The following is a 13,409-nucleotide window of genomic DNA, read 5'->3' as shown; positions in this document are numbered from 1 at the left end:
TGAAAGTGTTGTCTCATGGCAATGCAAAGGCGACGTACTCGCCACCGGAAGGCCATTTGGGATCGCGGCCTCCTCCGGCTGCGATCACCACGTATTGCTTGCCATCGATCATGTAGGTCATCGGAGTTGCCACTCCGGAAAACGGCAGCAGAGTCTCCCAGAGCAGCTTGCCTGTGCGGCTATCATAGGCATGCATTTTGCGGTCGTAGACTGTAGCTCCGATAAAGACGAGGCCGCCTGCTGTGACGATGGGGCCGCCGTAGTTTTCTGATCCGGTGTTCTTCATGCCCGCTGCAGCAAGCTCCGGATATTCACCGAAGGGAATCTTCCAGAGATACTTGCCGGTATTCAGATCGATGGCGTTCAGTGTTCCCCAGGGAGGGCTGATGGCTGGATAACCATCGGAGTCGAGAAACTTGCGATAGCCGGTGAAGCGGTATTTGAGCCCGTTGCCACGTGTGCTGGCGAGAGTAGAATTATTTTCCGTTATGCCGAGATAGCGCATCAGCGACTGGAGTTCGTCTCCCTGAAGTTTGGGAAATCCGGGCATGCGCCCCTTGCCTTGGTGAATCAATGCGAGGATCTGCGGGCGGGGCATGCGGGCGCCGATCCCCAGCAGCGCAGGAAAGGATGGAGGAATGCCTTCGCGCTGATCGCCGTGGCAGATCGCGCAGTGAGTTGCATAGCTTTTTGCTCCGGCTGGATCGGCAGCGCTCGTTGATTGGCTTGCGGTGGAGCGAGCGGTCATCTCCTGTTTGTCGCCTGTGGTCTTCAGGTATTCGAGCAGTGACTGCATCGCCGAGTCATTCACCATGGGGAATGCCGGCATTCTCCCTTTGCCTTGATGAATGATGCTGACGAGGTCTTTATCCAAGAGGCGCTTTTCGATGCCGATAAGAGGGGGGAATGCCGGCGGTGAGCCTTCGCGATGATCGCCATGACAGGTGACGCAGAGATTCTGATAAACTTCTTCGCCGGGGCTGGCGGCGCCTTTGTTTTCGGTGAGGCCACCGGTCCAGGCCATCTCGTTGGCATTCACATAAATCACGCCTGTTTTTACATCGACGGCTGAGCCTCCCCACTCGGCGCCTCCGTCAAAGCCGGGAAACACAATGGTCTGCTTATCCACGCTGAAGGGAATGAATTGCCCCGCGCTGCGGAAGGTTCTGAACTTCTCAAGTGCAAACGCATGTGCTGCGGGAGTGCGATTGGTCAGCATCTCTTCGGTCAGCGCTTGGCGGGCGAAGGGTTCGGGCATTTGCGGCTTCGGCTGTGTGGGTGAGGTTGTTTCTCCATCTACGGTGCTTGCCGGGTATGGCTGCTCGGCGATTGGAAACAGTGGCTCGCCTGTGGCGCGGTTGAAGAGATAGAGGTAGCCCTGCTTGGTTGTCTGGGCTACTGCATCGATGCGTTTGCTGTTGTGCATTACAGTGAGCAAAGAGGGCGGAGAAGGGAAGTCGCGGTCCCAGATGTCATGATGCACGCCCTGGAAGTGCCAGATGCGCCTGCCTGTCTCCGCATCGAGCGCGAGCAGAGTATCGGCGAAAAGGTCATTGCCGATTCGGTCAGCGCCGTAGAAATCATCGACTGGAGAGCCTGTGGGAACGTAGAGGATGCCGCGCTGGGCATCGATGGACATACCGCTCCAGTTGTTGGCCGATCCGGATTTCAGCCAGGCATCTTTCGACCATGTGTCATAGCCGAACTCGCCTGGATGAGGAATGGTGTGAAAGCTCCAGCGCAGCGCGCCAGTGTGGACATCAAAAGCGCGTATATCACCTGGTGGCGAAGGATGCGCTTCGGGATTGCGTCCACCCATGATGATGAGGTCTTTGTAAACGATCCCCGGCGTGGTCAATGCGATTGACTGTTCCTTGTAGTCGCCACGAAGATTCTTTCGCAGATCAATGCGCCCGTCTTCACCAAACGACGGAATGGGTTTACCCGTGGCCGGATCGAGAGCATAGAGAAAATTCATTACGCCGGCAAAGAGCCGGCTCTCAGAGCCATTCGACCACCAACTCAGACCGCGCACCGGTTGTGAGCTCTTGATGCCGGAATCGAATGCCCAAAGCAGTTTGCCGGTCGCAGCATCGAGCGCTACGACCTTTTGCGATGGAGTACAGGCATAGAGAATACGTTCCACAACAAGTGGGCTGGTCTGTAGGCCGCCTTTTTCTTCCGTGTCGAAGGTCCAGGCAATTTTCAGTTTATCGACGTTGCCGCGGTTGATTTGCGTAAGCGGCGAGTAGTGATCATTCGCAAGCTGGCCGCCATAGACGGGCCAGTCGTGAGATTGTGCCATACAAATGCGCAGCGAACTGCAGAGCACTATGGCTAAGATTCTTGAAAGCTTTTTCATGCGCGGACTATGCGACCGTGATAGCTGCGACTTCGTAATCACTGACGGAAGGAATGGTGAAGCGAAGCACCTGGTCCTGTACCCGGAAGCGCACGGTTTGCTCGGCTTTCAGCAGTTCTACGGATTTGACTCCGACACCTGACGGCAGCTTCATCGTCACCTGCTGCGCCCCCAAAGGCTCGACTGACTGCAGCCAACCATGATGAGCATTGGGGTTCGAATAGTTAAGCAGATGTACTGCGTAACCGGGAGCAGTCTCCCAGCAGAACATCTCGACGAATCCCGCGCCGTTAGTGTGAACTACTCGCTCATCGTGAGTGACCCATCGGATGGTGTTATGCAGGAGACGCAGAAGATCGCCGTGTCCGGTGAGCCAGTAGGTGCGCTCCACGTCTCCAGAAAGCCAGGCAAGTCTGCTGGAGCCGGATTCGCGCAGAACCACGGCAGGCTCATTCGTGTGCGGTTGCACCGGGTAGGCCAGCTCCGGTGGATAGCGCACAAATCCGGGAACGACGGTGAGCACAGGCTTCTCAACCGGCTTGAGAGGAATGCGATTCTGCGCGCCGGGGATCCAGTTGGTATCAACGAAGCCCTCGATGAGAGCATGCGAGCCGGACGATTCGATGCGCGCGTAATACGGATTGCCATTGGTGCCGACGGCCTCGCCTGCCTTGCTTACGCCGAATAGATCGCTAAGCCCGAAATCAGGCCGCGGCTTCAGCTCCTCATCATAGAGGCTGGTTTCAAAGCCGGCCATGAGCGATCCGCCATGCTGTACATAATCACGCAGCTGTTGGCATTGGCGATCACTGAGCATGGCGACATTTGGAAGCAGCAACGCTCGGTATTTGCTGAGGCGTTCTGGCTCCAGCCGGTCTTCGTGAACAAAATCAAATGTAAAGCGCCCGCGCAGCAGGGCATCATAGATGCCCTCTGTAGTTTCGCGCATGTAGGTGCGGGAATGTGCTGAAGATGGGCCGGGATAAAGAAGCTGTGTGCTCTGCCCGATCACTACGCCGATGTTGGCGATTGACCGGCGTGTCGTGAAGTGTGCGTCGTGCTTTGCAGTCCAATGGAAGTAGTCGGCGCCCACTTTCTGCCAGCGGTGATCTTCCCCGAATCCGTTTTCTGCGCCGACGAAGTGGTAATACGGCAACATGCCGCTGGCGCTGGATTCGTTGAGCCACATTCGCGCTTCTTCTGGATTCTTTGAGAGATTGCGCCAGCCGGGATTGCCAGTTGAGTATGCGGCGGTGACGTTTGCAGCAACCTTGCCGTCGAGGACTGCATTGCAGACGCGGCCCTGCAGACTGCATCCCCACACGGCGGGTTCTTCATAGGTGCGACCCTGATTGTCGGCCTGAAACCATGCAGCTACTTTGCCGAGACGATCGAGATTCGGGCCGCCGCGCACGTTGCCGCCGGAGTTGGCGAAGAAGAAACTGTCGTGTTTCTTCTCCTTGGCGATGGTGTCGTATCTCTGCCAAAGATCAAGAACACGGTCAGTGAAGGCGCGCCAGTAGGCCGGTGTTCCCGAGAGTGGAAGCTTGCTGCAGATGGAGCAGTGACAGTCGGGAAGGCTGCCGAGTGGAGGCCAGCCATTGGTGTAAAAGCAGTCGACATCATAGAGCGAGTTGATCTCATGCATGATGGCGGGCACGTAATCGTCCATATATGTTGAAAACATGCAGGTCTTGAAGAGCCGTGGCTCTTCACCGCTGAATTGTACTGATCCATCTTTATGACGCATCGCCCATTCAGGATGTGCTTCGAGCGCATCTCCCCAATTGAGGTCAGGGCTCATGCGTGCGACTACTTTCATGCCGCGCTTTTTTGCCGCGGCGGCACATTCTCCGAAGAAGTCACGGCCATGCAGATACTTTCCATGGCGGTGGAACTGGACCTTTGAGGGATAGAAGGCGAGGATGCCGGTGACGCTGATGAAGACGAGGTCGGCTCCGGCTGAGTGCCAGTAATCGGCCCAGTTCTCAATGTTCATAACCGCGGGATCGTGTTCGGTCATGTTGGTTTGCCCCACACGCCGCACCCTGTGCTGCCAGGGTAGAGATGCTGGATCACTGGCAGGCATGCGATCCGGCAACGCTGCCAGCTTCGGCGATGGAACCTCTGCGGAAGCCGCGAAAGCTTCTTCATTCACATCGAAGGTATTCAGTGCAACAGCGGCTCCAGTGGTGAGTCCGGTCTTGAGAAAGCTGCGGCGGTTGAGCATAGTCGGCATCACAATTATTCTCCACATATAGTTGATATAGCTTTCTATGATTCCTGCCAAATCTACTTATTCCGGTCCGCCGTCGGATGCAGCCAAGCGACTCCTGCCATGGCTCGTTGCGGTTGCATTTTTCATGGAGTCGCTCGATACGACGATTCTGAATACGGCTGTGCCTGCTATCTCCGAAGCGCTTAACGTGACCGTACTCAGCATGAAAGCGGTGCTCGCGAGCTATACGCTGAGTCTCGCTGTTTTCATTCCTATCAGCGGATGGATGGCGGATCGCTTCGGCACGCGGCGAATTTTTGCTTCGGCTATAGGAATTTTCACGCTGGGCTCCTTGCTCTGCGGTATCTCGACCAACATTCATGTGCTCGTATTCTGCCGCGTGCTGCAAGGCTTTGGCGGAGCCATGATGGTTCCCGTAGGACGCCTAACGCTTGTGCGGGCTTTCGCGAAATCAGAGCTGGTGCGCACCATGAGCTTTGTTGCTCTCCCGGCCCAGATCGGTCCATTGCTTGGGCCCTTGTCGGGCGGGCTTATCGTGCGATATCTCCATTGGCGATACATATTTTTCCTGAACATTCCGATTGGTATTGTCGGGCTCATTCTGGTTTATCTCCACCTGCCTGACTATAGAGAAAAGCAGACGCATCCCCTCGATATCGTCGGCTTGATTCTCTTCGGTTCCGGTATTGGACTACTTTCCTATGTGCTGGAGATTTTCGGCGAACACATGTTAGGTATCGGAGAAATTATCGGATTGCTGATCATCGCCCTTGCATTGATAGCAGGATATGGCGTTCATGGATTGCAAACAAAATTCCCTTTGCTTGATCTCAGTCTGTTTCGTATCCGCACCTTCCGCGCGGCGGTCAGCGGAGGGTTCTTCACTCGCCTTGGTATTGGCGGGGTGCCTTTCCTGCTGCCGCTGCTTTATCAGGTCGGTCTTGGTTACACGCCCGTTCAGTCGGGGCTGCTGATTATGCCACAGGCCATTGCTTCCATGAGCATGAAGCTATTTATGCAGCGCCTGCTTACCCGTCTGGGTTATCGCGGTGTGCTGATTTCGAACACTGTGATCATCGGCTTCATCCTCATATTCTTTGGCACTATCGGATTGCGTACGCCAATCTGGCTTATTGTGCTGCAGGCCATCTTTTACGGAGCGTTCACGTCGTTGCAATACACAAGCATGAATACCCTCGTCTATGCAGACACTACGGAAGAGCAGGCAAGCAGCGCCAGCTCCATCGCCAGTACCATGCAGCAGATGTCGATCAGCTTTGGTGTTGCCATCGCTGGACTCACGACTGCAATTTTCGTGCCTGATACTCTTCGCTCGGACCACACGCTGTTCATGCATGGCATTCACAAGGCATTCTTTGCGCTTGGAGCTTTCACAATTTTCTCCACCATCATCTTTCGCCGGCTGAAGAGCGGTGATGGAATGAGTGTGAGCCAGCATAAGGTGGTGCACGCCGGTTAATGAGCGGCATCGATGATCTTCATGCCGGCAGTTTCGCCTGCGGGACAGCTCGGGAGGGGCTTATGGTTTGCTCGGTCGATTCCTGCGCATGCATAACGAGGAATGATAGAAAATGCCAGTAAGCGACGGAGTAAAATGCCGGAAGTGCTGAAGTCGTGCTTTCTTTCGGATAGTTTTTTGAAGTTGCGCTTGATGTTGTTTGGCGTGGCCTGCGTTGTCCTGTCCATGGCTGCGGTATTTGCGCAGGAGAGTACGATTATCATTCACGGCACTGTGCTCGATCCATCCGGTAAAGCTGTGGAGGGTGCTTCTGTACAGCTTGAGCACGAAGGCAGTTCAAGCATCAAGACTGCAACTGATTCGAAGGGTGTCTTCATATTTCGAGCCGTTCCGGGCGGCACATATCGGATCAGTGCAGAGAGGTCAGGGCTGCACAGTCGTGTTGCTTCTGTTCCTGTTGTGCCTGATGGAAACCGCAACATTGATCTGGTTCTTGAGCCAGTGGGAGACACTGCTGCCATGCAGTTCGCGGACCAACCAAATTTCACCGTTGCCGGGATCACGGACTGGACAGCTGCCGGTGGACATGGTTCTGACATCACGTTGAGGACGAGTGAAGCTCTTACCCGTGAAACTGCAACACTGAAGCCGGAGACTGCTGGACGCAGCACATCTTCATCAGAAGCAGCCGGCGCAGGACAACACCGCCTGCTAGGCGATCGTGATGAAGCGCGGGGAGATTCCCTGGCGGCAGAACATGAATATGAGCAGGCTGCCAGGCTAGATCCGAGTGAGCAGAACTATTTTGCATGGGGGGCAGAGTTGCTGCTGCACCGTGCCGTGCAGCCTGCAGTCGAGGTTTTCGCGAGAGGTGTGAGCGCATATCCAAAATCGGCCAGAATGCTGGCTGCATCAGGGGCTGCGCTTTTTGCCGCAGGGCACGATGATGAAGCTGCACTCCGCATCTGCAAGGCTTCGGATTTGGATCCGTCAGATGTTACTCCATATGTTTTTCTGGGCAAGATTGAAATGGCTGCACCTATGCCTTTGAACTGCGTCGAGGAGAAGCTGGCACGCTTTGCGCAGCAGCAGCCGGACAATGCTCTTGCAAATTATTACTATGCAATGGCGATCTGGAAACGCCAGAAAGAATTGGAAAATCCGCAGACCCTGCAGCAGGTGGAAGCGCTACTTGAGAGGGCTGCAAAGATCGATTCAAAGTTTGCCGATGCTTACCTGCAGCTCGGGATCTTTTCATACACGCAGAGTGATTTTGCAAAGTCCGTCGAGCTTTACAGGAAAGCATTAGAAGCAGATCCACAGCTCTGCGATGCTCATTACCGGTTGGGCCTGGCCTATCAGAGAACGGGTGAGCCGGCCAAGGCCAAAGCTGAGTTCCAGCTGCACGATGAGATGGAAAGGCAGCAGGCCGCTGATGTCGAACGCCAGAGAAGGGGAGTGAAGCAATTTATGGTGGTGCTGAAAGACCAGCCCGCAGCTACTTCGCCTCAATAACTACAAAGACTCAGGCTTGGCGCTTCTGATGATTCCATCGCCTTCTCGGATGGTGAGTATCTGGTTTGCCTTGATTTTCGTGAATTGTTCAATCTTTTTTGTGGTGGGCCACTTTACTTCGATCAGATCCACAGTGTCGGCTTTACCGAGACCGAAGTGAAGACGCAGATCACTCTGCGACATGACGCTTGATCCGCTGTGGATTTCATCCATTTGCACATGCTTGTCGGTAGTTATCCGCACGCGCGCTCCAATTGCAGTGCGATTGCACTTTGTACCGATCAGCTTGATCTTGATCCAGTTTTGTCTATTGCCTCCGTCATTGCGAAGCAGCGACGGCAGGTCATTCATATTCAGGATGAGAACATCAACATCGCCATCGTTGTCGTAGTCTCCGAATGCGGCGCCTCGGCTTGAAAACCGTGCGCTGATGCCAGGACCCATTTCTGATGAAATATCTTTGAAGCGGCCATTCCCGAGATTACTGTACACCAGGCGCGGGTTCTTGAAAGTCTGCTCCATTTTATGGCTGTCCATCTCTGGATAAACGTGGCCATTGACCTGGATGATGTCGGCCCAGCCATCATTGTCGTAATCCACAAAGCCGCATCCCCACGCCACATATTGATTGTTCACGGCAGTGCCCGCGGCGAAGGTTACGTCGCTGAATGTTCCATCGCCATTGCTGTGGTAGAGATTGCAGGTGTCATCGGCAAAGTTGGTCTTGAAAATATCGAACCAGCCGTCGCAATCATAGTCGGCTACGGCAACGCCCATCCCTGCCTGCTCGTGGCCATCGTTGTTGTAGGCGCAGCCGGCCATCACAGCGATATCGGTGAAGGTGCCGTCATGATTGTTCTTGAACAGGATGCTTGGCTCTGAGTCGACGGCGACATAAATATCCGGCCAGCCATCGTTGTCGAAGTCGTAGGAGACTGCGGTGATCGAGTAGCGCGGGCCTGGCTTCAGGATGCCTGATTTTTCCGCGACATCGCTGAACGTGCCGTCACCGTTGTTGTGGTAGAGGATGTTCGTGTCGCCGGGAAGGCCGCGCGGGCCGCACATCGTGGGTACGCCCTTCCACTGACAGTACTTCGTATTAGCTTCGGACGGAATGGTTTCAGGATTCAGCCTGATGTAATTGCAGACGAAGAGGTCGAGATGCCCGTCGCGGTCATAATCGAGAAAAGTACAGCCTGCGCCCCAGCGGTGCTGCTCCTGATAAAGGCCCGCCTTGCGAGTGACATCGGTAAATGTGCCGTCTCCGTTGTTGCGAAAGAGAATATTGTGTCCCCAGAAGCAACAGAAGAGATCATCCCATCCATCGTTGTTGTAGTCACCTATGCAGACGCCGGTCTGCCAACCAGTGCGTCCCAGCCCTGATTTTTCGGTGACATTAGTGAACGTGCCGTCGCGATTGTTTTTATAGAGGTGTGAAGTCGGCGCTTTTCCCGGAGGCCAATGTGCATCGAGTTGGTTTCCATTAGTGAGATAGATATCGAGCCAGCCATCATTGTCATAGTCGAAGAAGGCCAACCCGCTGCCTTTAGCCTCAATGATGGATCGCTTGTGATCGCCGCCGCCCCACACGTTCGGAATGGTCAGTCCAGCCTGTCTGGCAACATCCACAAACTGTACCTGGGATACGGAATCTGATATGGCAGCTTGCACCAGCGCGCGATTGCCCCATCTCGAGAGCGGAGTTGTTAACGTCTCGAGCAACGTATTGCTGAGGACGAATAGGGAAGAGCCGAGAAGTCGCCGCCGCTGTAGATTCATTTGACTGCGATTATAGAGAGCAGATTGCGTTTACGGTCACTGCAGCATTTCGAGTGCCTGTTGCGCTCCGCGATGCTGCGGCTGCAGGCGCAATAGTTCCTGCAGGACCTCTCTAGCCTTTTCTATGTCGTTCTGAACAACATAGAGGCGTGCGAGGTTGAGATAGGATTGATCAAAATTTGGAGCGAGGCGAATGCAGGTCTTGAATTGTTCCTCTGCTTTAGGGTAGTCTCTTCCGCGAACAAAGAGGACACCGAGGTTGTTCAAAGCTTCTGGATAGTCGGGACGAAGCGCGATTGCCTTCTCCAGATAGTCTGACGCCTGCTGAGACTGGTCCTGCTGCGCATAGAACATTCCCAAGCTGTAATTAACTTCCGGATCGTCCGGCTGGACTTCAAGTGCTCGGTTGAGAAGTTCCTCCGCCTGATTAAATTGTTTCTCGCGGCGGTAGAAATTTCCCAGGTTGAGGAGTGCGATGGCATAGTCCGGCCTAAGGCGCAGCGACTCCCGAAAATTGCGAACGGCCTCATCGGCCTGTCCTTGTTGCGCGGCAATCATTCCAAGATTGTTCCATGCCTCCGGATAGTTGGGCTTGAGCTTCAGTGTCTGCTCAAGATACTGGCGCGCCTCGGCAAGGTCGTTTCTTCTCAGATGAAGAGTGCCTAGATTGTAATAGGCTTCCGGGTCACCCGGTTTTTCGGCGATCACTTGTTGAAATGAAGCAGCAGCGGCGTCGAGATAGCCGTGCTGGAACATGGCTACTCCGTAAGTGAAGTCATTGCGTTGAAACGCATCCTGGTAGAGCGTTCCAGGGAAGGGAAGCGCCTTTTTCATTCGCTCTGTTGCTGAGGTTGGAACCGATTTGATATCAGCAAGTACGCGAGCTGGATCGATCGGTCCCTGATAGACCTTAACGATCATGCCGTCGTGATCGAGCAGAAAAGAAGTTGGAAGTCCCAGGTCTCTTCGGCGATCGAATAGAAATCGATAGATGATGTTGTAAGTGCCGGCCACATCCGCCGTAGCAAGAAGAACAGGAAAAGACAGCCTTAGTTGTGTCGCGAGCGATTTCGCTGCACTCGCACCAGCCTCATCGCCAATGTTGATTACTGCGGTATTCAGCTTGTTCGCTGCAAACGCAGGTTGATGTTGCTGGAGACGGAGCAGTTCTTCGCGCAAAGACGGAGCCTTTGCCGCCCAGAAATAGAGAAGGGTGAAGCCACCGAGGAACGACCGTAACTCTCGCGTGTTGCCCGCAAGATCAGGCAAGGAAAACTCCGGGGCTTTCAGCGGTTGCAGAAGCCACGTATCTGTCACTGAAGGCAGCTGTTCGAATTCCAGCGGAGGTCCTGCCTGCGCATAGGACGAAGATGATGCCGCAAAAGGTTTTGCAGAAAACTTAGGCGAGCCTTCCTCAATCTCGATGCGGTGATCCACAGGCAGGTCTTCAAAGTGCTGGGTCAATCCACTGGGCCAGAGGACTGTTGCCCGAAGCGGTTCTTCCTGCTTTCCAGCGCCAAAAAAAATTTCTTTAGAGTGTTGGGCCAGAAACCCTGATCCGGCCTGTAGATACTTCGTCTGTCGTAACGATCCTCGTTCAAGCGTGATTGCTGCGCCAATGCCATCACGATTGCTTTTCTGTCCGCGCAGATGAAATGAAATCGAGTGACCAAGATCCTTCATAGTGTTGCGCAGGATTCTCAGCTGGGGGGCATTGCGGTTTTTGAGAATGACTTCGAGCCTTCCGTCGTGGTCGATATCAGCGAGAGCAAATGAGCGGCTATCGTCAAGGAAATCCAGGCCAACCGCTCCTGAAATCTCAGAGAAAGTTCCGTTGCGGTTGTTCGCGAACATCACATTTCTTTCATAACCGCTCCACGAACTGTCCGACCGAATCAATTCATTCAGCGCATTCCAGCCATGCTCGTAGGTCTGCGAAGGAGTGGAGTCCTCCGGAGATTTCCCCACTACCTGCCGCCAGAAGAAACTCGAGAGATCGTTTCGCTCGGGGCCGGAGATGTAACCATTTGCGATATAGAGGTCGGGGTAGCCGTCGTGGTCGAAGTCCCAAAAGTCAGAGCACCAAGACCAGCGGCCCATCTCCACTCCGGTCTGCTCGGCGATGTTCTGAAACTTTCCATCACTCTGGTCGCGATAGAGCGAATTGCCCCGGGCGTGACGGTGGTAGAAGGCGCGGATATTCTCAGGAGCCTTTTCATGAAAGATCTTCTGCGCAGAAACCCTCTGTCCTGCCGCCGACCACATATTCGCTGCATAGATGTCCTGCTTCCCGTCGTTGTCGAAGTCAGACCAGCAAGCGCTCATTCCTGCACCAACGTCTTCGGCATGAGCATCGGTCGAGATATCGGTGAACGTGCCATCACCATTGTTGCGATAGAGGTTGCTTCGTCCAAAATCGTTGGCCACGTATAGATCAGGCAGTCCGTTGGAGGTGCTGCAACCCCATGCGCAGGCAAAGCTGTAGCGGCCATTGTTTGCGTTCAGGCCTGCTGCTTCTGTCCTATCGGTAAACGTCGCGTTGCCTTCGTTGTGCAGAAGAAAATTCGGTGGACCATTACGCGCGTCGAAGTAGGGAACCGGATAGTGATACTGATCGAGGCCCAGGTAGTAGTTATAGAGGCAGAAATAAATATCGAGATGGCCGTCACGGTCGTAGTCGGCTATTGCTGCGTGTGTGAATGTTCCTTGTGGCGGGCGCGCGAACTTGAAGGCATCGCGCTTGATAGAGAAAGTTCCATTGCCTTGATTCAGGAAGAGCAGAGGGCCGCTGCCGCAGACTACCAGAAGATCCTGCACACCCTTGTTCTCGAAATCGGCGAACAGAGCACAGGCAGTATTATCGAGCACGCCGACTCCGGCCTTCTCTGTCACATCCTCAAAGGTCCCGTCGCCACGATTGCGATAGAGGCGGTTCGGAAGCCCGGCCGGCTGGCCGATGTAGAGATCATCGAATCCGTCATTGTCGAAATCGCCTGCTGCCAAGCCGTTGTTTCCATACACGTCAATACCGCATGCGCCATCGAGGACTGTGCGCCAGTAGTCAGAGCCGTGCAGCATCTGGTTTCTGTAGGACTCGTTTGCGCCGAGCGCCTGATGCGTCACGTCGATGAATGCAGGCCCTTGCGCGCTTCCGCGAGTTTCCTCGCCGGCCTGCCATTTCTGTGCCTTCCAGCCGCCCGACGGCTCATGTGACCATTCAGTATGCCAATAGCCAACGCGCTCTTCGCGACGGTCACCATATCGGATCACGAAGTTGTAGCGAATGTTGAGGCGGAGTTTCAGTGGGTTGGTTGCCGCCTCTTCAATTCCGGTAATTTGAAACTCTGCCGTGTCTATTTGAGAGTTCGGGCCAAGATAGTCGAGGAATTCGCGCAGAAGCTGCTCTCGTCCGAAAACAGTGTTTGTTGAAAATTGCTTCTTTGCGATATCAATGCCATTTCCGGAGCGCAGCGTGGTTTCTTTCGCAGTATTAAAAGACGTAGCTTCGATGGAAGGCGCCAGAAATTTTTCCAGAACGGAAAGATCGCGCGCCGAAGTTTTCAGAGAGTGGCTCCAGTCCTGAAGGAGCAGATCTATTTCGAAGGCATACTTCTCGGTGACAAATTCATCTGTGCCCGGCGTGACAAGGCGCAGTACATCCTCAAGCGGGGACTTTGCCGGATAGCGCGGCGTGAAGCGAAAATCAGCGAGCGGCAATGGCGGTGCCTGATTTCTTCCCAAAAGTTCGAAGAGAAAAGGCACCCCCCGGAAAGGAGATGGATGAAAAAGGACAGGCGCAAGTCCCATCTTCTTGAGAAATGCCCGGCGAGAAGGGAATGGGTTGGGGCTGTTACTGCGCGGCATCCTTGAGAAATTTCCGGTAGTGGCTAGCAGAAAGCATCCTAGCACAATGTTTATTTGCCGCTCATTTTCATGAGATGAATGAGAAGAAAACAGGTCGTAACTGGCGAAATTTGTTATCCATCTTTTGGTCGATTTCTTCCTCCACACTTTCTCCTTGACAAAGCTTATTT

At 54.3% G+C, this 13,409-nt stretch carries 6 protein-coding genes; 2 read left to right on the top strand and 4 right to left on the bottom strand.

The features are described from left to right. Positions 1-13: 13 nt before the first annotated feature. Both AC5S16_RS03900 and AC5S16_RS03895 read right to left on the bottom strand, forming a co-directional pair. Positions 14-2,305 carry a c-type cytochrome gene (locus AC5S16_RS03900; protein ID WP_493928716.1) on the bottom strand — a complete coding sequence of 764 codons (2,292 nt, stop codon included), beginning with the start codon at positions 2,303-2,305 and terminating at the stop codon, positions 14-16. A 64-nt stretch (positions 2,306-2,369) separates the two neighbouring features. Then, complete coding sequence (locus AC5S16_RS03895; RefSeq protein WP_493928715.1) at positions 2,370-4,601, bottom strand: beta-galactosidase trimerization domain-containing protein; 2,232 nt, start codon at positions 4,599-4,601, stop codon at positions 2,370-2,372. A 37-nt stretch (positions 4,602-4,638) separates the two neighbouring features. Between AC5S16_RS03895 and AC5S16_RS03890 the strand changes: the two genes are divergently transcribed. Together AC5S16_RS03890 and AC5S16_RS03885 are read left to right on the top strand one after the other, a co-directional pair. After that, entirely contained in the window at positions 4,639-6,081 is a 1,443-nt protein-coding gene (locus tag AC5S16_RS03890; RefSeq protein ID WP_493928714.1) for a DHA2 family efflux MFS transporter permease subunit, read from the top strand. Between the two features lie 177 nt (positions 6,082-6,258). After that, positions 6,259-7,596, top strand: coding sequence for a carboxypeptidase regulatory-like domain-containing protein (locus AC5S16_RS03885; protein ID WP_493928713.1), 1,338 nt, complete (start codon positions 6,259-6,261; stop codon positions 7,594-7,596). Here the strand turns inward: AC5S16_RS03885 and AC5S16_RS03880 are convergent, their stop codons facing one another. Both AC5S16_RS03880 and AC5S16_RS03875 read right to left on the bottom strand, forming a co-directional pair. Continuing rightward, positions 7,597-9,375 (bottom strand): CRTAC1 family protein, encoded by a 1,779-nt coding sequence (locus AC5S16_RS03880; RefSeq protein WP_493928712.1) that lies wholly within the window; start codon positions 9,373-9,375, stop codon positions 7,597-7,599. A gap of 36 nt (positions 9,376-9,411) precedes the next feature. Continuing rightward, positions 9,412-13,092, bottom strand: coding sequence for an FG-GAP-like repeat-containing protein (locus AC5S16_RS03875; protein ID WP_493928711.1), 3,681 nt, complete (start codon positions 13,090-13,092; stop codon positions 9,412-9,414). Positions 13,093-13,409: the final 317 nt, after the last annotated feature.

The organism is Acidobacterium sp. FHG110202_01 (assembly GCF_059115305.1).
The sequence above is the reverse complement of the archived record's forward strand: the minus strand, read 5'-3'. Positions and strand labels throughout refer to the sequence as shown.

What these genes read in the sequence shown, in the direction of transcription:
- AC5S16_RS03890 (WP_493928714.1), top strand. Translation starts at nt 4,639, where the DNA reads ATGATTCCTGCCAAATCTACTTATTCCGGTCCGCCGTCGGATGCAGCC.
- AC5S16_RS03880 (WP_493928712.1), bottom strand. Translation starts at nt 9,375, where the DNA reads ATGAATCTACAGCGGCGGCGACTTCTCGGCTCTTCCCTATTCGTCCTC.
- AC5S16_RS03900 (WP_493928716.1), bottom strand. Translation starts at nt 2,305, where the DNA reads ATGGCACAATCTCACGACTGGCCCGTCTATGGCGGCCAGCTTGCGAAT.
- AC5S16_RS03895 (WP_493928715.1), bottom strand. Translation starts at nt 4,601, where the DNA reads ATGCCGACTATGCTCAACCGCCGCAGCTTTCTCAAGACCGGACTCACC.